The organism is Ancylobacter sp. 3268, from assembly GCF_031456575.1.
Classification (GTDB): domain Bacteria; phylum Pseudomonadota; class Alphaproteobacteria; order Rhizobiales; family Xanthobacteraceae; genus Ancylobacter.
The window spans coordinates 157,213-179,498 of record NZ_JAVDUX010000013.1 but is presented as its reverse complement, the minus strand read 5'-3'; the positions used below and the strand labels follow the sequence as shown (position 1 = coordinate 179,498).

Genomic DNA, 22,286 nt, shown 5'->3' with positions numbered 1-22,286 from the left:
CAACTTTACGGTCAGCTGCCGCCACCGCCCTCGGTGTTTTTCAGCCGGGCAAGCGCGGCGAAAGGCGAGATTTCCTCCGGCCCGGGCTCGGCCGGCTTCTTGAACACCGCCCCCGGCTTGCGCGGATAGGGATCGAGCCCCAGCGCGAGAAACTCCGCCACCACGGCGCCGACATCGATGAGGCCGTCGACGATCGGATCCGGCAGATCCTGCTCGCCCACCTCGATTTCCTGGCCGGGGCGGATCTCCGGCAGCCGGTCGGCCGGCGCGAAGCTCAGCTCGATCTCCTCGTGCGCCGGCGCGTCGAAATCCTCCAGCGTCACCACGCAGGTCTGGCGCACCACCGCGTCGACCTGGCCGCTCACCCGCACGCCGCCGCCCCGTTCCGGGGTCAGGGTCACGGTGGCGTCAAGCCGGGGGATGCCGACAATGCCGAAATCCTTGGCGAGCGCCGCGCGCGTCGCCTCGTCCGGCGCGATTTTCACCGTCATCCCGTCATCGGGGATCGAGGCGACGAGGACGGGATGGGTCAGGGGGGCCGCATCGCTCATGATGATGTGTTCTCCACGAAGGTGGGCGCGTCGGCAGCCGGCAGGGGCAATTCGCCGCGCGCGAAGGTCTCGAACGGCGTCGCCGCCAGCGCCGCCGCCATTTGGCGCAGTCGCGCCGCCAGCGCGACGGACTCGGGCCGACGGTCCGGCGCCGAGTCGTAGACATTGCGCAGCAGCGCCTCAGCCAGCGCCGCCTCGCCGGTGCCGAGCGCCGTATCATAGACGCCGACGCGGCCATAGAAAGCCGAAGCGACCTTCTTCATCTTCTTCGGCACGGTCAGGTCGCCCACGCCCATCTCGCGCAGATTGGCGTCCATGTCCCGGCAGAAGGCGTCGAACACCCGTTGACCCAGCTCTTGGCCCGCCTCGCCCTCGTCCTTGAGGCGGTGAAACAGCAGGAAGGCGTGCAGGAGGATCATCTCGAAGCGGCCGGCAATGGTGTCGGCGACGCCATAGATCGTGTAATAGGCGGGATCGCGCGACTGCGCCACGATCGCGCCATAGAGCCGCTGGATGGTCTCGCCTCCGTCGTTCCGGCGGAAGAATCGCAGGATCATGGCGGGCCTCTGCCTCGTTGCCGCCGCGCTGGCGCCGTATCGGGGCGGGTTAGCGCGGGTGTGAACGACTGGCAAGCCCGGACCGGGATTTCCCGTTGCCTCGCGGCGGTTCCTTGTGCTTTTTGCGCGGAACGATGTGCGAGAGTAGGCACAGGAGTAGGATGAATGGCAGTGCGGTTTGAGAGACGGCAGGCGGACCACCGGGGCGGACGCACCGGGCAGCGGCCCGCGCGCATCGCCGGGGTCGGCGGTGTCGCCGTCATCTGCGCCGGCCTTGCCGCCTGTGCCGACATGCCGGTGTCGACCGCCAGCATGGGCCTCGCCCGCACGCCCTCCAACTTCGTCACCGAGCAGCAGCGCGGCTATGTGCCCACCCCCGGCGCGCTCGACCAGATCCCGGTCGGCTCCAGCCAGGAGCAGGTGCTGCTGGTTCTCGGCACGCCCTCCACCGTCGCCACCGTCGACGGCGAGGTGTTTTATTACATCTCGCAGAAGACCAAGAAGGTGATGTTCATGCGGCCCGAGGTGATCGAGCAGCGGGTGCTGGCGATCTATTTCGACCCCAAGGACAAGCGCGTCACCCGCATCGCCGACTACGGCCTGAAGGACGGCAAGGTGTTCGACTTCGTCTCGCGCACCACCCCGACCGGTGGCCAGGAACTCTCGGTGCTCGGCCAGATCTTCACCTCGGCGCTCGGCGGCCCCAGCAACGACTGACCGGCCGGCCGTTCGCTGCGGCCCGCCTCAGCCGAAGCGCGCCGGCGCGAACGGCGCCGGGTCCACCGTCGGCGTCTCGCCGCTCATCATCTCGGCGAGCAGCCGCCCGGTGATCGGGCCGAGCGTGAAGCCGAGATGCTGGTGGCCGATGGCCAGCCACAGCCCCTTCACCGTCTCGCCGCCAGGCCCGCTCGCCGGGCCGATCGCCGGCAGCATGTCCGGCAGCGCCGGCCGGCAGCCCATCCATGGTTCGGCCTCGACGCGCGCGCCGAGCGGGAACAGCCTGCGGGCGGTGGCCTCGGTGCGCTCCAGCTGCACCGGCGTCTTGCGGGCATCGCGGCGGGCGAACTCCACGCCGGTGGTCAGGCGGATGCCGAGCTCCATCGGCGTGATGACGTAGCCGCCCTCCTCGTCGAGCACCGGCCGCGACAGCTTCGCCCCGCCCTCGCCCCGGTAATGCATGTGGTAGCCGCGCTTCACCGCCAGCGGCAGCCGCACCCCGAAGGGCCGCAGCACGTCGTCCGCCCACGGCCCCAGCGCCACCACCAGCTGGCGGGCCTCGACGAGGCCTCCGGCGGTGCTCATCGCCCAGCCGCTGCCGAGGCGGACCAGGCCGCGGGCGTCGCCGACCCGGATCTCGCCGCCCAGCGCCGCGAAATGCCGCGCATAGGCGGCGGTGACGCCGCCGGGGCTGGAGACCGAATGCGGATCGTTCCAGATCACCGCGCCGGTGAAGTCCGGCCGCAGATCAGGCTCCAGCGCCAGCGCCTCGTCGACGCTGAGCTCGCGCATGGAGAGGCCGTATTGCCGGGCCAGCGGGAATTCCGAGCGCTCATGCTCCAGCCCCTGCGGCGTGCGGTAGAGCTTCAGCCAGCCGCCTTCGCGAAAATAGGATTCCGCCCCGCTCAGCGCCGCCAGCCGCGCATGCTCGTCGAGGCTGTGGCGCAGCAGCGTCTCCATGGTGCGGGCATAGGCGAGGATGCGCTCGGGCGCCGAGGCCTTCCAATAGGCATACATCCACGGGATCAGCCCCGGCAGCGCGTCCCAGTGGTAGTTCGCCGCCGGGTTGCGGCCGAGGGCCACCTCCATCAGCGCCTTGAGGTCACGCGGGAAGGCGACCGGATAGATCGACGCCCGCTCGACGAGGCCGGCATTGCCGTAGGAGGTCTCCTCGCCCGGCCCGCGCCGGTCCACCAGCGCCACCGCCTGCCCGCGCAGCTTGAGATTGAGCGCCACGCTGGTGCCGACGATGCCGGCGCCGAGCACGAGCGTATCGACTTTCATGGGGGTTACCATCCGCTGGCCGGCACGCAGGCGCCGGGCTGGGCTCGACTGGGGAAAGGCCGGCGCGGCCGCCCGCCGGGGTGCCGCGCCGGTGAATGCGAACGGGCGTCTCAGTAGATGTCGAAGGGGAAGTACTTCGCGTTGATCTTCTTGTAGGTGCCGTCGGCGACGATCTCCTTGATCGCCGCGTTGATCTTTTCGCGCAGTTCGTTGTCCTCCTTGCGGACGGCGATGCCGGTGCCCTGCGGATTGACGTCCTTCAGGTCCGGGCCGACGAATGTGCAGCACTTGCCGTCGCTGCTCTTCTCCAGCCACTCATACAGCACGAACTTGTCGGCGAGGATGCCGTCGAGCCGGCCGGCGGCGAGGTCGGCATTGGCCTCGTCCTGGGTCGGATACAGCTTGATCTCGGAATCCTTGTACTTTTCCTCCAGATACACCGCCGCCGTGGTCGAGGACTGGGTGCCGATGGTCTTGCCCTTCAGCGCCGCCGGCGAGATGTCGGTGATCTTGGTGTCCTTCGGCGCGATGAAGCTGCCGGGCGTCTGGTAGTAGGGGACGGTGAAGGCCACCTTCTCCTTGCGCTCGTCGGTGATCGACATCGAGGCGACGATGGCATCGAACTTCTTGGCGAGCAGCGCCGGAATGATGCCGTCCCAATCCTGCGCGACGAAGGTGCATTCCACCTTCATCTTCTCGCACAACGCCTTGGCGATATCGATGTCGAAGCCGACCAGCTGGCCGGAGGAATCGACCGAGTTGAAGGGCGGGTAGGCGCCTTCGGTGCCGATGCGGATGGTCTCTGCCTGCGCGGTCGCGGCGGTCAGGGCGAGCACGGCGGCGGCGGCGAATAGCTTGGCGATCTTCATTGGCGAAGCCCTCGGTTGGGCGGGCCGGCGGGCCCGTCTGGGCGCAAGCTAGGGCGCCCCGATGTCATGGGCAATCGGCGGAAAGACCGAGAAGGCCGGTACCCTCAGAAATGACTGAAGCTGCGGCGGGAGAGCGCCAACGCGCGGCCGTCCGGCGCGCGCACCGTCAGCCCGGCGCCGTCAGGCGCGGCGGCGGGGCCGACAGCATGGGTGGCCCCGATCACCGTCAGGCCGAATCCGGCGGCGGTCGCCACCATGCTCAGCGCGTCGAGCCGGTCATGCGGCACCGTGGCGAGGATCTCGTAGTCGTCGCCGCCGGTCAGCGCCGTCTCCAGCAGCGCCGTCTCGGCGGCCACCGCCGCCCGCGCCGCGGCGCTCAGCGGCACCGAGGCGGCCTCGATGGTGCCGCCGACGCCTGAGACCGCGAGTAGTTTCGCCGTATCGCCGATCAGCCCGTCCGAGATGTCCATGGCGGCGCTGGCATGCGCGCGCAGCGCCTCGGCCAGCGCCAGCCGCGGGCGCGGGTGCAGATAGCGGTCGGCGAGCATCGCCTTTTCCGCCGGGTCGAGCCCCCGGAAGCCCGGCCGCGACGGATCGAGCCGCAGGGCAAGGCCGAGCGCACCGTCGCCGATGCTGCCCGTCACCACGATCGCCTGTCCGGGCCGGGCGCCGGATCGTTTCACCATGGTCCCGCTCGGCACCGCGCCGAGCGCGGTGATCGAGACGGTGAACGGTCCGGGCGTCTTCACCGTGTCGCCGCCGAGCAGCGGCGCGCCATAATCCCGCGCGTCCTCGCCGATGCCGCGGGCGAACGCCGCCAGCGCCGCGTCATCCATATCGGGCGGAATGGCGAAGGCGAGCAGCACCCCGAGCGGGCGGGCGCCCTTAGCGGCGAGGTCGGAAAGATTCACCCGCATCGCCTTGCGGGCGATGCTCACCGGCGGATCCTCGGGAAAGAAATGCACCCCGGCCACCAGCGCGTCCTTGGTCAGGATGAGGTCGTGGCCGGGCGGCGGGGTGAGGAAGGCGGCGTCGTCGGTGAGCCCCAGCGCGCCGGGATGGGTGGCGAGCGAGCCGAACAGGCGGGCGATCAGCTTGTCCTCGCCGGAGGCACCGTCTTGGCCGGAAGCACTATCTTGGCCGGCGGCCTCTGCCAGGTGGGGGGAGCCCGCCTCGCCGGGAGCTCCGCCTTCGCCGGAGGGCTTTGCCCTGCCGGAACCGCCGCCGCCCCGCCTGCCCGCCATGATCGCCTCAGCCGCCGAATTCACCCGCGCGCATCTCGCGCGCCAGTCCATCCAACACCGCATTGACCATTCCGGTTTCCTCGCGATCGAGAAAAGCCGCGGCGACGTTGACATATTCGGCGACGACCACGCGGGCGGGAATGTCCGGCCGGCCGTGCAGCTCATAGGCGCCGGCGCGCAGCACCGCGCGCAGCACCGTCTCGATGCGCTTCAGCGGCCAGCCCTTCACCAGCGCGGCGTCGAGCATCGGATCGATGGCCCGCTGCTCGCGCACCACCCCGCCGACCACGTCGCGGAACAGGGTGAGGTCGGCGCTGGCGATCTCGTCGCCCTCGATCTCCTGGCCGATCCAGTGGCTTTCGAACTGGGCGAGGATCTCGGGGAGCGGCGTCTGCGCCACGTCCATCTGGTACAGCGCCTGCACCGCATTGAGCCGCGCTGCGCTCTTGCGCAGCGGCTTGTGGTTCACCGTCTTGCCGCCCGAGGACTTGGCGTCAGCGGACTTGGCGTCGGCGGATTTGCCGTCGCTGGATTTGGCGTCGGTCGAGTTGCTCATCTTGGCCTCACCACGAACGGCGCTTCAGGCGCAGCAGCGCCAGCGCCGCCTCGACGGCGCCGCCGCCCTTGTTGCCGTCGGTCACCCGCGCGCGCACCCAGGCCTGCTCGTCATTCTCCACCGTGAGAATGCCGTTACCGAGCGGCAGCTTGCGGCTCACCGATAGGTCGATCAGCGCGCGGGAGGATTCCCCGGCGACGATCTCGAAATGGTAGGTTTCCCCGCGCACCACGCAGCCGAGCGCCACCGCGGCGTCGAACGGCTTGCCGGCCGCCTCGGCGTCGTCGAGGGCGATGAGGATGGCGGTCGGCACCTCCAGCGCGCCGGGCACGGTGACCACCTCGCAGCTGGCGCCGACGGCCTCGACGGCGGCGCGGGCGCCGGCCAGCAGTTCGTCATTGAGGTCGTCATAGAAACGGCCTTCGACGATCAGGATGCGCACGCCGTCCAGACGCTCATTCGCCTCGGCGGCGCGGCGGGGGATCGCCATGGGATAAACCTCTTATTCGTAAACGGAGCGATGACCTACGCCGGTCGGCGGAACTCCGCAAGACGCGTCAGCGCAACACTGATCCCCGCGTCAGCGCAACTCTGATCCCCGGGTCGGCGCAGCGCCGAATTCCGCCTCAGCGGAATTCCGCCAGCCGCGCGGCGTAGCGAGCCATCATGTCGACCTCGATATTCACCCGGTCGCCCGGCTGCACCGCGCCCCAGGTGGTGTTGGCCAGCGTGTGCGGGATGAGCAGGCAGGAAAAGCGCTCGCCTTCCACCGTGTTGACGGTGAGCGAGGTGCCATCCAGCGTCACCGAGCCCTTGATGGCGATGAAGGGTGCCAGCGCGCGCGGCGCCGCGAAGGTGAAGCGCGTCGTCTCACCGAGGTCCTCGCGGGCGATCACCTCGGCCTGGCCGTCGACATGGCCCTGCACGATATGGCCGCCGAGTTCGTCGCCGATCTTCAGCGCCCGCTCCAGGTTGATCCGCGCGCCCTCGGCCCAGTCGGCGACGGTGGTGAGCGCCAGCGTCTCCGGCGCCGCCTCCACCGAAAAGCGCGCCGGCTCGGTCTCCACCACGGTGAGGCACACGCCGGCGCAGGCGATGGAGGCGCCGAGATCGACGGTGGCGGTGTCATAGGCCGTCGCGATGGTCAGCCGGCGCACGTCGTTGCGGCGCTCCACCGCGACCACTTCGCCGATATCGGTGACGATCCCCGTGAACATGCTAGCGTCGCCTCAGGATGCGCAGCCGGTCCGGCCCGTGCCGCTCGGTTTCAACCGTGGTCAGATAGTCATCGAGGGCCGAGAGCGGCACCCCCTCCAGCGCATCGACCGCATGGCGTCCCAGCAAGGTCGGCGCCTCGAACAGGCTCGCCTCGTCGACGAGGCCGGCTTTGAGGAAGCCGGTGGACAGCCTCGGCCCGGCCTCCACCATCACGCGGGTGATGCCCCGCGCCGCCAGCAGCCGCAGCGCCGCCTCGAGATCGAGCGCCCCGGCGGCGGTCATGCCGACCCGCATCACCTCGACGCCCCGCGCCACCAGCGCCCGCTCGGCTTCCGCCGGCGCCACCTCCCCGGTGATCACCCACACCGGAGCGACGTCGAGATTGCCGAGCAGCCGCGCGGTTTGCGGCAGCCGCAGAGAGCTGTCGAGCACCACCCGCACCGGCGAGCGGCCCGCCATGCCGGGCAGGCGGCAGGTGAGGTCCGGGTCGTCGGCGAGCACGGTGCCGATGCCGGTGAGCACCGCGTCATGGGTGGCGCGCATCATATGCACCCGCGCCCGCGCCGCCTCGCCGGTGATGGCGGCCGGGCGGCGGCCTTCCAGCCCGGCCTTGCCGTCGGCGGAAATGGCGAGCTTCAGCATCACATGCGGGCGGCCGCGCAGGATGCGGCTGATATGGCCGGCATGGGCCAGCCGCGCCTCGTCGGCGCCCGGCCCCACCGTCACCTCGATGCCGGCCGCGCGCAGGATGGAAAAGCCCCGCCCGGCCACCCGCTCGTCGGGATCGCCGATCGCCGCCACCACGCGGGCAATGCCGGCGGCGCGGATGGCGTCGACGCAGGGCGGCGTGCGTCCGTGATGCGAGCAGGGCTCCAGGGTGACATAGAGCGTGGCCCCGCGCGCCGCCGCGCCGGCCTGGGCGATCGCCTGCGGCTCGGCATGCGGGCGCCCGCCGGGCGCGGTGGCGCCATGGCCGAGGATGAGCGGATGTCGAGCGCCGTCGAACCGGGCGACCACGGCGCCGACCGCCGGGTTCGGCCAGGTCTGGCCGAGATGCCGGCGGCCCATGGCCAGCGCCGAGTCCATCAGCGCCGCATCCACCGCCCCCATATCCGCCGCCCCCATATTCGCCTTCACGGGGTCGGGGCGCGGCGCCGGGGCCGTCCCGGACGGCTCGGGAGGCGTGGCACGGTCACTCTTTGTCGGCGTCGGCATCATCGGGCAAACCGATCGGCTCGCGGGTCTGCAATTCGCCGATCAGCGCGTGGAAATCCTTGGCCTCGCGGAAATTGCGGTACACCGAGGCGAAGCGCACATAGGCGACGTCGTCGAGCTGCTTCAGGCTCTCCATGACCAGTTCGCCGATCTGCTCCGAGGTGATCTCGCTCTCGCCCTGGCTTTCCAGCCGGCGCACCAGGCCGGAGACCAGCCGCTCCACCCGCTCGGGGTCGACCGGCCGCTTGCGCAGCGCCACCTCGATGGAGCGGGCCAGCTTGTCGCGGTCGAACGGCACCCGGCGGCCGGAGCGCTTCAGCACGGTCAGTTCGCGCAGCTGCACCCGCTCGAAGGTGGTGAAGCGGCCGCCGCAATCCGGACAGATGCGGCGGCGGCGAATGGCGGCGCTGTCCTCGGTGGGACGGGAGTCCTTCACCTGGGTGTCGAGGCTCCCGCAATAGGGACAGCGCATGTCGTGACCTCTTGCCGCGAAAACCCTCGGGGGCCGGCCTCAGTTGTAGATCGGGAAGCGGGCGAGCAGCCCCTTCACCTTCTCGCGCACCGCGGCCTCGACGAGGCTGTCCTCGTCGGTGCCCTTCTGCGACAGCACGTCCAGCACCTCGGCGATCATGTCGCCGATCTGCTGGAACTCGGCGACGCCGAAGCCGCGCGTGGTGCCGGCGGGGGTGCCGAGGCGGACGCCCGAGGTCACGAACGGCTTCTCGGGGTCGAACGGGATGCCGTTCTTGTTGGTGGTGATGTGGGCGCGGCCGAGCGCGATCTCCGACACCTTGCCGGTGAGCTTCTTCGGCCGCAGGTCCACCAGCATCAGATGCGTATCGGTGCCGCCGGAGACGATCTCGAACCCGTGGCCCTTGAGGTTTTCCGCAAGCGCCTTGGCGTTCTCCACCACGTTCTTCGCATAGACCTTGAAATCGGGGCGCAGCGCCTCGCCGAACGCCACCGCCTTGGCGGCGATCACATGCATCAGCGGGCCGCCCTGGATGCCGGGGAAGATCGCCGAGTTGATCTTCTTGGCGATGTCCTCGTCATTGGTGAGGATCATGCCGCCGCGCGGGCCGCGCAGGGTCTTGTGGGTGGTGGTGGTCACCACATGCGCGTGCGGCACCGGCGAGGGATGCACGCCGCCCGCCACGAGGCCGGCGAAATGCGCCATGTCGACCATGAGATAGGCGCCGACCTGGTCGGCGATCTCGCGCATCTTGGCGAAGTCGATATGGCGGGGATAGGCCGAGCCGCCGGCGACGATCAGCTTCGGCTTGTGCGCCTCGGCCAGCTTGGCAACTTCGGCATAGTCGATGCGCTGGTCGTCCTCGCGCACGCCATAGGGCACCGCCTTGAACCACTTGCCGGACATGTTCACCGGCGAGCCGTGGGTCAGGTGACCGCCGGCGGCGAGGTTGAGGCCGAGATAGGTGTCGCCCGGCTGCAGCAGCGCGAAGAACACGCCCTGGTTCGCCTGGCTGCCCGAGTTGGGCTGCACATTGGCGAAGCCGGCACCGAATAGTTTCTTGGCCCGCTCGATGGCGAGGTTCTCGGCGACATCGACAAACTGGCAGCCGCCATAATAGCGCCGGCCCGGATAGCCCTCGGCATATTTGTTGGTGAGCACCGAGCCCTGCGCTTCCAGCACCGCCCGCGAGACGATGTTCTCGGAGGCGATCAGCTCGATCTCGTCGCGCTGGCGACCGAGCTCGGCGGAGATCGCCGAGGCGAGTTCGGGATCGGTCTCGGCAAGGCTGGCGGAAAAGAACGCGTTCGCCGGCTGCGCGGCGGAAACGGGCGACGACATCAGGGGCCTCCGTGGCTCCGGGCGCGACAGGCTTGGCGGAGAGAAGCGTGGCCGCACGCGCCCGTGCGAACATGCCGGGTCGCTTACCACAGCGGCAGCGGCGATTCAAAGCATGCCGGCGCAGGGCTGGCATGAAGACGGCACGTTGGCCGCGCCCGGCGGCGGCCTCACGTCTGCAGCACCCGCACGTCGGCGCCTTCCAGCGCCACGCAGCTCAGCCGCCCGGTCTTGTAGGCGCCGGTATCGACGTCGATGCGGTTCGGCCGGATTTCGACCTGTGCCACAGGCGTATGCCCGTGCACCACCCGCTTGCCGAAATCCGCGGTGGAGTTGAGGAAGGCGCGCCGGATCCAGATCAGGTCCTCGTCCGTCTGCCGCTCCAGCGCTACGCTTGGCCGCACCCCGGCATGGCAGAAGAAATAGCCGCCGAAACTGGCGCTGACCTCGAGCGCCGCCAGGAACGCGGCGTGCCCGGCCGGAATCGCCGCCTGCGCCGCCCGGCGCAGTTCGGCCTCGCGGTCGCGGCCGGCGAAGTCTTCCGCCCGCACGCCATAGGAGGCCAGCGCCGCCGCGCCGCCATTGTCGAGCCACCGCTCGAGCGGGCCGCTGCCGTCCAGCGCCGCGCGCATCATCGCCTCGTGGTTGCCGGTGAGGCAGATGGCGCCGCGCGCCGCCTTCAGCCCGGCCAGCCGCTCGATCACCGCCCGGCTGTCCGGGCCGCGGTCGACATAGTCGCCGAGAAACACCAGCCGCAGATCCGCATGGCCGGCCGCGTCGCGCTCCACCGCCGCCAGCAATTGTTCCAGCAGATCGAGGCGGCCATGAATGTCGCCGAAGGCATAGACCCGCAGCCCGTCGGGGATACGGTAGGGGGTTGTCCCGCTGCCAGCTCCGTCCACCCTGTTCTCCCGCGCCCGCTTCACGGCGCCCCGAGCAGTTCCGCCAGCCGGGCGGCGGCGCGGAAATCCCGCCAGCGCGCCTGCCGGCGCAACTCGGCCTCGCGATCGGCGCCCCAGAGCTCTTCCTGCACTTCCTCGTCGATATGCGCGGCGCGCCAGCCTGCCTCGGCGGATAGCTGTCCTTCAAGCACCGCGAGGGCGATCAGCGCCGAGCCGCTCAGCGTGGTCATCAAATTCAGCGCGGCGAGGCGCAGCGGATCGCCGGGCAGCCGCGCCGCCACGGCATCGAGCGAAGCCTGCGGCTGGGTGACGTGCATGACCCCCTCGGCGAGCAGGAACCGTGCGTCGAACCGCGCCTTCGCCCAGTCGAGCACCGGGTCCCATAGCTCCGCCTGCAGGGCCACCAGCTTCGCCGGCCCGTCGGTGCGGTAGCAGACCAGGTCGCTGCCGGCATAGCGCACGATCTCCGCCCCCACCGCCTCCATCGCCGCGGCAACGCCGTCATGCGCCGAATTGACCAGGCGGGTGATCGGCATGGAGAGGGGATCGATGGTCTCGCCCTGCCCCGCCCATTCGGCGGCGATCTCCTGCGCCAGTGCCGCGCCGGGCACGCTGAGCATGTGCCGGCCGGGCGTGCGCACCGGGCGGCCGTCCAGTTGCACCTGGAACCCTTCCGGGCCTGGCACCACGCTCACGTCCTTGTAGAAGCGCTTGATCGGCGCGGCGGCGCTGCCGAGGCTCATCGGCGAGCCCCCAAACTTTCCGCACCCAAACCTTCGGCGCCCGCGCTTTCGGTCCCCGCGCTTTCAGCCTCCGCGTTTTCCTGGGCCAATTGCCGCCAGATCTCGTCGAGCCCCCGCGCCAGGTCGCCGGCGCCGTTCACCAGCAGGTGCGCCCCGCCCTCCTCCAGCATTTCCGGCGCGTGGTAGCCCCAGGTGACGCCGATGGCGCCGACCCCGGCGGCCCGCGCCATGATCATGTCGTAGCTGGTGTCGCCGATCAGCACCGTCTCGTGCCGGCGCGCTCCCACCGCCGCCATCGCCTGCTGCACCATGGCGGGATGCGGCTTGGAGGGCGCGTCGTCGGCGGTCTGGATGGTGACGAACCGGCCTTCCATGCCGTGATGCCTGAGCACCGAGGCGACGCCGCGCTGCGACTTGCCGGTGGCCATGCCGACCAGCACGTCGTCGCGGAGGTGCAGCATCTCGATGAGATCGCGCATGCCGGGAAACATCGGCTCGGTGAAGTCGCCCTCGTCGCGCAGCTCATGGAACGCCGTGCGGTAGAGGCCGGCCAGTTCCTCGGCGGGAAAATCCGGCGCATTGTCGCCGAGCTTGCGCATCGCCTCCACCAGCGACAGCCCGACAATGCCGAGGATCGCCTCGCGCGGTGGCCGCACGATGCCGGCGCGGTCGAAGGCGCGGGTCATGGCGGAGACGATGACATGCTGGCTGTCCACCAGGGTTCCGTCGCAGTCGAAGAGGGCGAGTTTCACGATCTTTCCATCCGGCATCGCGCCGGCTCCGGCCGGTCGCGACCGCTCGCGACAGGCGTCGATGGTATGAAGGAAAGCCGATGGCCCCTGGCCTGCGGTATCGGCTCGCCGCGCGGCGCGCTGCGGCCGGTGGTGGGCGGTGACGGGCTCGAACCGCCGACCCTCTCGGTGTAAACGAGATGCTCTACCAACTGAGCTAACCGCCCTCGCCGACCCGCGGCCATGCCGCTGCGTGTCCGGGCGCTGCCGATGGCCGCCGCATTGGCGGCCGAGGACAGCACCCCGCCGGCCATGGCCGGCTCATGGGCGAGATAATCGGAATCAGCGGCCGCGTAAACGGTCTTGCCGCATATTCCCGCCGGATCGGCCGCGAAGGCAGCGGCCCGATGCGCGCCCGGAAGCAGAATGCGGCGCACGGCGTCCCGCATTTCCGGCAGCGGAGCACGATGCCCCGGTGCGGGAGCCTCCGCCGGACCAGGCGTCCGGCCGGAGGCGAACCGGAAACCCGCGGACCGGCTTCCCGCCGGACAGCCGGGCATGATGCCGGCTGCGGCGGGGCGCGCCCATTTGCGTGGCTGGCGCGCCCCGGTCCGCGCGTCCGAACGGCGATCAGCCGTTGACGGTTTCCTTCAGGCCCTTGCCGGGCGTGAACTTCGGCGCCTTGGAGGCCTCGATCTTCACCGGGTTGCCGGTGCGGGGATTGCGGCCCTCGCGCGCGGCGCGGGTGACGACGGAAAAGCTGCCGAAACCGATGAGCTTCACTTCCTCGCCGGCCTTCAGCGAAGCGGCAATGGCATCGAAGGTCGCGTCGACCGCGGCGGCAGCCGCCGCCTTCGTCAGCTTGGCCTGCTCGGCCACGGCGGCGACGAGTTCGTTCTTCGTGGTCATGAGACCGTTCCTTCCCTTGATTGCACAAGAATCGTCAGTGGAGTGCACGGACGACGGGCGCGTACCTTTCCCTAAATTGCGGCGATTGCAAGCACGATCGGCCTCAAAACCCGCATGAATAAACGGTTTTATGCAGTTTGCGGTATCATGATACATCAAGCATGAGATGTTTTGCACGCCTCCAATTTGAGCGTGGCAGCGCGTCCATCCGCCGCGCCGACTCAAGGCCGGTCGCCGACGGCTGCCGGCTCAAACGAAAACGGCCCCGGATGTCCGGGGCCGTTCGCATTTCAGGCGGTGGATCGGTCAGTGGGCGGCGGCGGCGCCGCCCTCCTCCCGCGCGATCACCGGCTCGACCGGCGTCGGGGCGTCGATCGGCTTCTCTTCCCACACGATCGGTTCGAGCTGCCGCACCAGCGCATGACGGAGCACTTCGTCCATCCGCGACACCGGCACGATCTCCAGCGCGTTCTTCACATTGTCCGGGATGTCCGCCAAATCCTTGGCGTTCTCCTCGGGGATGAGCACCTTCTTGATGCCGGCGCGTAGCGCCGCCAGCAGCTTCTCCTTCAGGCCGCCGATCGGCAGCACCCGGCCGCGCAGCGTGATCTCGCCGGTCATGGCGATGTCGCGGCGGATCGGGATGCCGGTCAGCACCGAGGTCAGCACGGTCGCCATGGCGACGCCGGCCGACGGCCCGTCCTTCGGGGTCGCCCCCTCGGGAACATGGACATGGATGTCCCGGCGCTCGAACAGCGGCGGCTCGACGCCGAAATCGACGGCCCGCGAGCGGACATAGGAGGCCGCCGCCGAGATCGATTCCTTCATCACGTCGCGCAGATTGCCGGTGACCGTCATCTTGCCCTTGCCGGGCATCATAACGCCTTCGATGGTCAGGATCTCGCCGCCGACTTCCGTCCAGGCGAGACCGGTCACCACGCCGACCTGGTCCTCGAGCTCGGCCTCGCCGTAGCGGAACTTCGGCGGCCCGAGATATTCCTCCAGCTGCGCCACGGTGATCCTCACGCTCTTCTTCTTGGTGAGCATGAGTTCCTTCACCACCTTGCGCGCGAGGTTGGAGATCTCGCGCTCAAGGTTGCGCACGCCGGCTTCCCGCGTGTAGCGGCGCACCAGGGTGAGCAGCGCCTCGTCGTCGATCGACCACTCCTCGGTCTTCAGGCCGTGCTTGGACAGGGCCTGAGGAATGAGGTGCTTCTTGGCGATCTCCGCCTTCTCGTCCTCGGTGTAGCCGGCGATGCGGATCACTTCCATGCGGTCCAAGAGGGCCGGCGGGATGTTCAGCGTGTTCGCCGTCGTCACGAACATCACGTTCGACAGGTCGTAATCGACCTCGAGGTAATGATCGTTGAAGGTCGAGTTCTGCGCGGGGTCGAGCACCTCGAGCAGGGCGGCGGAGGGATCGCCGCGGAAATCGGCGCCCATCTTGTCGATCTCGTCCAGCAGGATCAGCGGGTTGGCCTTCTTGGCCTTGCGCATGGACTGGATGATCTTGCCGGGCATGGAGCCGATATAGGTGCGCCGGTGGCCGCGGATCTCGGCCTCGTCACGCACGCCGCCGAGCGACATGCGCACGAATTCGCGCCCCGTCGCCTTGGCGATCGACTTGCCGAGCGAGGTCTTGCCCACGCCGGGCGGGCCGACGAGGCACAGGATCGGGCCGGTGAGCTTGTTCTGCCGGCTCTGCACCGCGAGATATTCGACGATGCGCTCCTTCACCTTGTCGAGGCCGTAATGCTCGGCGTCGAGCAGGCCCTGCGCATAGGGCAGGTCCTTCTTGACCTTGGAGCGGTTGCCCCACGGGATCGACAGCAGCCAGTCGAGATAGTTGCGCACGACCGTGGCTTCCGCCGACATCGGCGACATCTGGCGCAGCTTCTTCAGCTCGTGCGTCGCCTTCTCGCGGGCTTCCTTCGACAGCTTGACGGTCTTGATGCGCTCTTCCAGTTCGGCAAGCTCGTCGCGGCCTTCCTCGCCGTCGCCGAGTTCCTTCTGGATCGCCTTCATCTGCTCGTTGAGATAGTACTCGCGCTGGGTCTTCTCCATCTGGCGCTTGACGCGCGTGCGGATGCGCTTCTCCACCTGGAGCACCGAGATCTCGGACTCCATCAGCGAGAGCACCTTCTCCAGCCGGGCGGGGACCTTGAGGATCTCCAGCACCGCCTGCTTCTCGGGAATCTTCACCGCGAGATGCGAGGCGACGGTGTCGGCCAGCTTCGAGTGGTCCTCGATCTGGGTGACGACGCCGACGACTTCCGGCGAGACCTTCTTGTTGAGCTTCACATAGCTCTCGAACTCGCTGAGCACCGAGCGCCCCAGCGCCTCGGCCTCGATCTTGTTGCCGGCATCCTCCTCCAAAGCCACCGCCTCGGCCTCATACAGGTCGACGCGGTCGGTGTAGTGGCTGACCTTGGCGCGCGAGATGCCCTCGACCAGCACCTTCACGGTGCCGTCGGGCAGCTTCAGCAGCTGCAGCACCGAGGCCAGCGTGCCGATCTTGTAGATGGCATCGGTGGCCGGGTCGTCGTCGGAGGCGTTCTCCTGCGTCGCCAGCAGGATGAAGGTGTCGTTCCGCATCACTTCCTCGAGCGCGCGGATCGACTTCTCGCGGCCGACGAAGAGCGGCACGATCATGTGCGGGAAGACGACGATGTCGCGCAGCGGCAGAACGGGGAAGGTCTGGGGAACGCCGGGCGTGAGCGCGGTGCGAGGCTTCGGGCTCGTCATGGCTCTTTACCTTTCTGTTGACGGCCGGCCGCCGGAGCTTTGCGCAGGATGAAATCCGCGCAGCTTGCCGTGGGACCGTGCCGCAATGCGGCCGGAACGCGAACGAACTTTTGCTTGCGATTGCGGAAGGTTAGGCCGCGTCGGGCAGGTCGTTCCGATCGAGGACCGGGGGTTGAAGCTCAGATGGAGATGCCGTCCGGCTCCGTCAAGGGCGCCCTCGCCCCGTGGCAGAACCGCCGCCGCGCCCCGCGCGGCAACGCTGGCTCGGCTCCCCTGGGAAGCCTCGGCCGGGCCTTGGCGCCCGGCCGTATCCGTCCTTCGCGCGCCGTCAGGCACTCGCGCCCGCGTCGCCGGCAGCGGCACGATCCGCGTAGATGTAGAGCGGACGCGCATTCTGCTCGACGACCTCCTTGGAGATCACCACCTCCTCGACGCCTTCGAGGCCGGGCAGGTCGAACATGGTGTCGAGCAGGATGCCCTCCATGATCGAGCGCAGGCCGCGGGCGCCGGTCTTGCGCTCGATGGCCTTGCGGGCGATGGCGCCCAGCGCCTCCTCATGGATGGTGAGCTCGACATTCTCCATCTCGAACAGCCGCTGATACTGCTTGACCAGCGCGTTCTTCGGCTCGGAGAGGATCTTCTTCAGCGCCGCCTCGTCGAGGTCCTCGAGCGTGGCGATCACCGGCAGGCGGCCGATGAATTCCGGGATGAGCCCGTATTTCAGCAGGTCCTCCGGCTCCACCTCGCGGAACACCTCGCCCGGGCGGCGGTCTTCCGGGGCATGCACGACGGCACCGAAGCCGATCGAGGTGCCCTTGCCGCGCGAGGAGATGATCTTGTCCAGCCCGGCGAAGGCGCCGCCGCAGATGAACAGGATGTTGGTGGTGTCCACCTGCAGGAACTCCTGCTGCGGATGCTTGCGCCCGCCCTGCGGCGGCACGGAGGCGACGGTGCCTTCCATGATCTTCAAGAGCGCCTGCTGCACGCCCTCGCCCGAGACGTCGCGGGTGATCGACGGGTTGTCGGACTTGCGGCTGATCTTGTCGATCTCGTCGATATAGACGATGCCGCGCTGCGCCCGCTCGACATTGTAGTCGGCCGACTGCAGCAGCTTGAGGATGATGTTCTCGACATCCTCGCCGACATAGCCCGCCTCGGTGAGCGTCGTCGCATCCGCCATGGTGAAGGGCACGTCGAGGATGCGGGCGAGCGTCTGCGCGAGCAGCGTCTTTCCCGAGCCGGTCGGCCCGATCAGCAGGATGTTCGACTTGGCGAGCTCGACGTCGCCATGCTTGGTGGCGTGGTTGAGCCGCTTATAGTGGTTGTGCACCGCCACGGAGAGCACGCGCTTGGCGTGGAACTGGCCGATCACGTAGTCGTCCAGGACCTTGCAGATCTCCTTGGGGGTGGGAATCCCGTCGCGGGACTTCACCAGCGAGGACTTGTTCTCCTCGCGGATGATGTCCATGCACAGCTCGACGCATTCATCGCAGATGAACACGGTCGGTCCCGCAATCAGCTTGCGGACCTCGTGCTGGCTTTTGCCGCAGAACGAGCAGTAGAGGGTGTTCTTGCTGTCGCTGCCGCCAACCTTGCTCATGCGTCTCTCCGTCCGCTCGGCGGACCGGGGATGCCCGGCCTCGCCTCAGTCTCGCAGGCCGCCGCGGGCCTCCAAGAGGGAGAAACGCGACGGCATCAGGGCCGTCTGTCAGAAAGTGACCCGAGGGTCCGATCCGCCGGCAAGCCGACCACGCCTAGCCAACGCTCCTAGCCAAGCATGGGTCCGCCGGACCGATCAAGAAGGCAATCGTGCCGTCCCCGCTTTCACATGGACCGAACGCTGCCTGTCGTCACCTCGTCACACCACCTGATCAACAATTACGCACGCTGCCGCATCATGCAAATCGTCGCGACGCATGTCACCCATGCAAGCGCGATGCCGCCTTGTGCGCAAGTGCCGGTTTCCCGGACAGCCCGCCCGCCCTTCATATAGGGAGCCGGCGTTGCCCGGAAAACACGTTGTCACACGATAGTCAGGTTACGCGGCTCAGCCTTTGGCGGATGCGTCATCAGGACGCTTGTCGATCACTTTGTCGATAATGCCGAACGCCTTGGCGGCATCGGCGGTCATGAAGTTGTCGCGCTCGAGCGCTTCCTCGACCTTCTTGAGCTCCTGTCCGGTGTGGTGGACATAGATCTCGTTCAGCCGCCGCTTCAGGCTCTCGACCTCGCGGGCGTGGATCAGGATGTCCGTCACCTGGCCCTGATAGCCGCCGGAGGGCTGATGCACCATGATTCGCGCATTCGGCAGGGCGAAGCGCATGTCCTTCTCGCCGGCGGCGAGCAGCAGCGAGCCCATCGAGGCCGCTTGGCCGATGCACAGCGTGGAAACCGCCGGCTTGATGAACTGCATGGTGTCGTAGATGGCGAGGCCCGACGTCACCACCCCGCCCGGGGAGTTGATGTACATCGAGATTTCCTTCTTGGGGTTCTCGGCTTCCAGGAACAGCAGCTGGGCGACCATCAGCGTCGACATGCCGTCCTCGACCGGCCCGGTCAGGAAGATGATGCGCTCCTTGAGCAGGCGCGAATAAATGTCGTAGGAGCGCTCGCCCCGGTTGGTCTGCTCGACCACCATCGGGACGAGATAATTCATGTAAGTATCGATCGGATCACGCATATTTTATCCTCGGCGGATCGGCGCCACAGGGCACCACGAATCTTGTCCCACCCCACAATAGTGGGAAACGGCGTGCCGACCAGCCCGCCCGGCCATTAAGCCGCGGGCATCCCCGCATAAGCGGAAGCCGCCGGCCGGGGGGCCGACGGCTTCGCGAGATCTCGACGATCTGTCGAAAGCGTCAGGCCTTCTCGGCCGGCTTCTCGTCAGCGTCCTCGGCGTAGAGCTCCTCGCGGGTGACGGGGATTTCCTTCACCTGGGCGAGCTCCAGCAGGAAGTCGACGACCTTCTCCTCGAAGATCGGCGCGCGCAGCGTGGCAAGCGCCTGGGCGTTCTTGCGGTAGAACTCCCACACCTGCTGCTCCTGGCCGGGGAACTGGCGGGCACGTTCGACGACGGCGCGGGTCACTTCGTCGTCGGTGACCTGAATGTTGTTCTTCTCACCGATTTCCGCAAGCACCAGGCCGAGGCGCACGCGGCGCTTGGCGATCTTGTCGTAGTCGGCGCGGGCCTCTTCCTCGGTGGTGCCCTCGTCGGCGAAGCTCTTCTTCTGGGCTTCCATCTCCTGGGTCACCGAGCCCCAGATGCCCTCGAATTCCTGCTCGGCGAGGGTCGGCGGCACGTCGAACTGGTGCAGGCCGTCGAGCGCGTCGAGCAGGCGGCGCTTCACCTTGGCGCGGCTGGCCGCGGTGTGCTCCTGCACGATCCGGCTCTTCACCTGCTCCTTCAGCGCCTCGAGGCTGTCCATGCCGAGGGTCTTGGCGAATTCGTCGTCGACGGTCAGCTCGCCGGGAGCCTCGATCTTCTTGGCGGTGGTCTCGAACTCGGCATCCTTGCCGGCAAGCTGCGCGGCCTGGTACTCGGCCGGGAAGGTCACCTTCACCGTGCGGGTCTCGTCGGCCTTGATGCCGACGAGTTGATCCTCGAAGCCGGGGATGAAGCTGCCGGAGCCGATCACCAGCGGCACGTCCTCGGCGCTGCCGCCGTCGAACTTCTCGCCGTCGATCGAGCCGACGAAGGAGATGGTGACGCGGTCGCCCTTCTCGGCGGCGCCGTCCTTGTCGGTGAACGGACGGTTGGCCTCGGCGATGCGTGACACCGCCTCGTCGACCTCGGCGTCGGTCACGGCGAGCACCGGCTTCTCGATGGCGATCGACTTGAAGTCGCCGAGTTCGATCTTGGGCAGCACCTCGATGCCGACGGTGTAGGAGAGGTCCGCCTTGCCTTCGATGACGTCCTGCACCGCCGCCTCGTCCTGCGGCAGCTCGACCTTCGGCTGCATGGCGAGCTTGAAGCCGCCATCCTCGACGATCTTGGAGTTGGCCTCGTTCACCGCCTGGTCGATCACCTCGGCGAGCACCGACTTGCCATACATGCGCTTCAGGTGCGCGACCGGCACCTTGCCGGGGCGGAAGCCGTTGAGGCGGACCTTGTCCTTCATCTCGGCGAGACGGGCATTCGCCTTGGCGTCCAGTTCGGTGGCCGGCAGCACCACGCGATATTCGCGCTTGAGACCTTCGGCGAGGAGTTCGGTGACCTGCATTGTCGTTCGGCCTTCGTCGTGAGCGCCGCGTCGTGGCGCATCTGATAGCGTCGGTTGCGAGGATGGCGCCGCGCGGAGCGGCCCCTGCCCTCGACGATGGGGTTGGCTCGGCGGCAACGGACGGGGGCAAACCCTGGTGCGGGCGGAGGGGCTCGAACCCCCACGACTTTCGTCACTGGAACCTAAATCCAGCGCGTCTACCAGTTCCGCCACGCCCGCTTTGCACGCCGCCGCTCCGGTCATCGGCAGATGCCATCGACCAAGGCGCACGGACGCGCGCACCCGAATAGGTGCCGCCAGCCGGGTGCGGGCTTATAGCACGGACCTGCCGCCGCGCCAGCCCAAAATGCGCGTGAGCTTTGGGTTCAGGCCAGCCCGCCGAGCCGGGCGAACAGCCGCCGATAGACCGGCCTGAGTGCCTCGACGAGATCGTCGGCGACGAGGCCGGGTCCGGCCTCCCTGCCCGCCTCGCCATGCAGCCAGACGCCGGCGCAGGCCGCCTCGAAGGCCGGCATGCCCTGCGCCAGCAGGCCGCCGACCATTCCCGCCAGCACGTCGCCGGCACCGGCGGTGGCGATATAGGGCGGGGCGTTGGCAGCGATGGCGGCGCGGCCGTCCGGGCTCGCCACCACGGTGTCGGGTCCCTTCAGCAGCAGCACGGCGCCGGTGAGCGCCGCCGCGGCCCGCGCCCGCTCCAGTTTCGAGGGGGCCGCCAGCACCGAGGCTTCGTTGGCGAACAGCCGCGCGAACTCGCCGTCATGCGGCGTCAGCACCGCGGCGGGCGAACGGGAGAGGGCCGCCGCCAATCCCCGCGCGTCGCCGGCGTAGGAGGTGATGAGGTCGGCATCGACGACGAGCCGCCGGTCGGCCGCCACCGCCAGCTTCTGCCGCGTCTCCGGCCCCACCCCGGCGCCGGGGCCGAGCACCACCGTGCCGAGCCGGTGGTCGGCGAGCAGCTGCGCCAGCCCGTCGGCATCCTCGACGGCGCGCACCATCACCGCCGAGAGCTTCGCCGCGTGGATCGCCAGCGCCGCCTCGGGACAGGCGACCGTCACCAGCCCGGCGCCGGCCCGCAGCGCCGCCTGCGCCGCCAGCCGCGTCGCCCCGGTGGCGGAGGCGGGGCCGGCGACCGCGACGAGATGGCCGCGGCTATATTTATGCCCGTCCATCCGCGGCAGCGGAAATCGCGCCGCCCACAGTTCCGGGACGTTGGCGAAGGCGCGCGGGCCGATCGCTTGCAGCACCCCGGCGTCGATGCCGATATCGGCGATCTCCAGCCGGCCGGCCAGCATCCGCCCCGGCATCAGCACATGTCCGGGCTTCGGACGAAAGAAGGTCACGCTCGCGCTCGCCCGTATCGCCGCCCCGCGCACCGCGCCGGTGGCCCCGTCGATGCCCGACGGCAGGTCCACCGCCACCACCGGCACGCCGGCGGCGTTCACCCGCTCGACCAGGGCGCGGGCCTCGCCGTCGAGGTCGCGGGCGAGCCCGGCGCCGAACAGCGCGTCGATGATCAGATCGGCCTGCCGGACATCGGTTTCGGCCGCATCGTACACCGCACCGGTCCACAGATCGGCCATGGCAGCGGCGTCGCCGCGCAGGCCCAAGCGCGCCCCGAGCAGCGCCAGCGTGACGCGATAGCCCTGCCCGGCCAGCCGCCGCGCCGCCACGAAGCCGTCGCCGCCATTATTGCCCGGCCCGCACAGCACCAGCACCCGCCCGCCGGGAAGGCACAGCCGTGCCGCCGCCTGCGCCACCGCCGTCCCGGCCCGCTCCATCAGCCGCGTCCCCGACGTGCCGGCGGCGATGGTCAGGGCATCCGCCCGCCCCATCTCGCCCGGCGTCAGCAACTCGAACCCGGCCCCGTCGCCGGCCGCCCCTCGTGAGGCTGTGGACATCTCGCCTCTCCTGCTTCGGCCATCGGAAGCGGCAAAGCGACACACTTTGCCTAATTAAAGCGCAGCACCCGCGGCGAATCCGGGCCGATTTCCGCTCATTTCTTAATCATATCG

At 68.9% G+C, this 22,286-nt stretch carries 21 protein-coding genes and 2 tRNA genes; 1 reads left to right on the top strand and 22 read right to left on the bottom strand.

The annotated features are described in order from the left end of the window. Positions 1–11: 11 nt before the first annotated feature. Entirely contained in the window at positions 12–551 is a 540-nt protein-coding gene (locus J2X65_RS18855) for a DUF177 domain-containing protein (protein WP_310204082.1), read from the bottom strand. After that, positions 548–1,108 carry a ubiquinol-cytochrome C chaperone family protein gene (locus J2X65_RS18850; protein WP_310204079.1) on the bottom strand — a complete coding sequence of 187 codons (561 nt, stop codon included), beginning with the start codon at positions 1,106–1,108 and terminating at the stop codon, positions 548–550. The genes J2X65_RS18855 and J2X65_RS18850 overlap by 4 nt, the downstream gene beginning before the upstream one ends. Before the next feature lie 165 nt (positions 1,109–1,273). Here J2X65_RS18850 and J2X65_RS18845 point away from each other — a divergent pair, with 165 nt between their 5' ends. Continuing rightward, positions 1,274–1,825, top strand: coding sequence for an outer membrane protein assembly factor BamE (locus tag J2X65_RS18845; protein WP_310204077.1), 552 nt, complete (start codon positions 1,274–1,276; stop codon positions 1,823–1,825). 27 nt (positions 1,826–1,852) lie between these two features. Here J2X65_RS18845 and J2X65_RS18840 read toward each other — a convergent pair whose 3' ends face one another. The 20 genes from J2X65_RS18840 to J2X65_RS18745 all read right to left on the bottom strand — a co-directional run bounded on the left by J2X65_RS18840 (position 1,853) and on the right by J2X65_RS18745 (position 22,172). Then, a complete protein-coding gene (locus J2X65_RS18840) occupies positions 1,853–3,109 on the bottom strand; it encodes an FAD-binding oxidoreductase (RefSeq protein WP_310204076.1) in 1,257 nt (418 codons plus the stop codon). A 110-nt stretch (positions 3,110–3,219) separates the two neighbouring features. Continuing rightward, complete coding sequence (locus tag J2X65_RS18835; protein ID WP_310204075.1) at positions 3,220–3,978, bottom strand: ABC transporter substrate-binding protein; 759 nt, start codon at positions 3,976–3,978, stop codon at positions 3,220–3,222. A 104-nt stretch (positions 3,979–4,082) separates the two neighbouring features. Beyond that, complete coding sequence (thiL, locus tag J2X65_RS18830; protein ID WP_310204074.1) at positions 4,083–5,222, bottom strand: thiamine-phosphate kinase; 1,140 nt, start codon at positions 5,220–5,222, stop codon at positions 4,083–4,085. A 7-nt stretch (positions 5,223–5,229) separates the two neighbouring features. Next, the gene (gene nusB, locus J2X65_RS18825; protein WP_310204072.1) at positions 5,230–5,778 is read right to left on the bottom strand and encodes a transcription antitermination factor NusB; all 549 of its coding nucleotides are present in this window, start codon (positions 5,776–5,778) and stop codon (positions 5,230–5,232) included. A 7-nt stretch (positions 5,779–5,785) separates the two neighbouring features. Beyond that, positions 5,786–6,268, bottom strand: a complete 483-nt coding sequence (ribH, locus tag J2X65_RS18820; RefSeq protein WP_310204069.1) for a 6,7-dimethyl-8-ribityllumazine synthase — start codon at positions 6,266–6,268, stop codon at positions 5,786–5,788. Between the two features lie 136 nt (positions 6,269–6,404). After that, positions 6,405–6,995 carry a riboflavin synthase gene (locus tag J2X65_RS18815; RefSeq protein WP_310204066.1) on the bottom strand — a complete coding sequence of 197 codons (591 nt, stop codon included), beginning with the start codon at positions 6,993–6,995 and terminating at the stop codon, positions 6,405–6,407. A 1-nt stretch (position 6,996) separates the two neighbouring features. After that, positions 6,997–8,121 carry a bifunctional diaminohydroxyphosphoribosylaminopyrimidine deaminase/5-amino-6-(5-phosphoribosylamino)uracil reductase RibD gene (ribD, locus tag J2X65_RS18810; protein WP_310204063.1) on the bottom strand — a complete coding sequence of 375 codons (1,125 nt, stop codon included), beginning with the start codon at positions 8,119–8,121 and terminating at the stop codon, positions 6,997–6,999. A 67-nt stretch (positions 8,122–8,188) separates the two neighbouring features. After that, on the bottom strand, positions 8,189–8,683 hold the full coding sequence (gene nrdR / locus J2X65_RS18805) for a transcriptional regulator NrdR (protein ID WP_310204060.1): 495 nt from the start codon (positions 8,681–8,683) through the stop codon (positions 8,189–8,191). A gap of 39 nt (positions 8,684–8,722) precedes the next feature. Further along, positions 8,723–10,024: a serine hydroxymethyltransferase gene (gene glyA / locus J2X65_RS18800; RefSeq protein ID WP_310204058.1), complete on the bottom strand. Its 1,302-nt coding sequence runs from the start codon at positions 10,022–10,024 to the stop codon at positions 8,723–8,725. 167 nt (positions 10,025–10,191) lie between these two features. Continuing rightward, entirely contained in the window at positions 10,192–10,923 is a 732-nt protein-coding gene (locus J2X65_RS18795) for a metallophosphoesterase family protein (RefSeq protein WP_310204055.1), read from the bottom strand. Between the two features lie 20 nt (positions 10,924–10,943). Then, entirely contained in the window at positions 10,944–11,666 is a 723-nt protein-coding gene (locus tag J2X65_RS18790; RefSeq protein WP_310204053.1) for an ATP12 family protein, read from the bottom strand. Beyond that, positions 11,663–12,418 (bottom strand): HAD-IA family hydrolase, encoded by a 756-nt coding sequence (locus J2X65_RS18785; RefSeq protein ID WP_310204050.1) that lies wholly within the window; start codon positions 12,416–12,418, stop codon positions 11,663–11,665. The genes J2X65_RS18790 and J2X65_RS18785 overlap by 4 nt, the downstream gene beginning before the upstream one ends. Before the next feature lie 130 nt (positions 12,419–12,548). Further along, positions 12,549–12,624: transfer RNA gene (locus J2X65_RS18780), tRNA-Val, on the bottom strand. A 403-nt stretch (positions 12,625–13,027) separates the two neighbouring features. Continuing rightward, positions 13,028–13,306 (bottom strand): HU family DNA-binding protein, encoded by a 279-nt coding sequence (locus J2X65_RS18775; RefSeq protein WP_018386927.1) that lies wholly within the window; start codon positions 13,304–13,306, stop codon positions 13,028–13,030. 306 nt (positions 13,307–13,612) lie between these two features. Then, entirely contained in the window at positions 13,613–16,051 is a 2,439-nt protein-coding gene (gene lon, locus J2X65_RS18770) for an endopeptidase La (RefSeq protein WP_310204039.1), read from the bottom strand. Positions 16,052–16,379: 328 nt separating this feature from the next. Further along, positions 16,380–17,651 (bottom strand): ATP-dependent Clp protease ATP-binding subunit ClpX, encoded by a 1,272-nt coding sequence (gene clpX / locus J2X65_RS18765; RefSeq protein ID WP_213363152.1) that lies wholly within the window; start codon positions 17,649–17,651, stop codon positions 16,380–16,382. Between the two features lie 447 nt (positions 17,652–18,098). Then, a complete protein-coding gene (locus J2X65_RS18760; protein ID WP_310204035.1) occupies positions 18,099–18,731 on the bottom strand; it encodes an ATP-dependent Clp protease proteolytic subunit in 633 nt (210 codons plus the stop codon). A gap of 181 nt (positions 18,732–18,912) precedes the next feature. Next, positions 18,913–20,274, bottom strand: coding sequence for a trigger factor (tig, locus tag J2X65_RS18755; RefSeq protein WP_310204032.1), 1,362 nt, complete (start codon positions 20,272–20,274; stop codon positions 18,913–18,915). Positions 20,275–20,408: 134 nt separating this feature from the next. Next, positions 20,409–20,493, bottom strand: a tRNA-Leu gene (locus tag J2X65_RS18750). 146 nt (positions 20,494–20,639) lie between these two features. Beyond that, complete coding sequence (locus J2X65_RS18745) at positions 20,640–22,172, bottom strand: NAD(P)H-hydrate dehydratase (protein WP_310204029.1); 1,533 nt, start codon at positions 22,170–22,172, stop codon at positions 20,640–20,642. Positions 22,173–22,286: the final 114 nt, after the last annotated feature.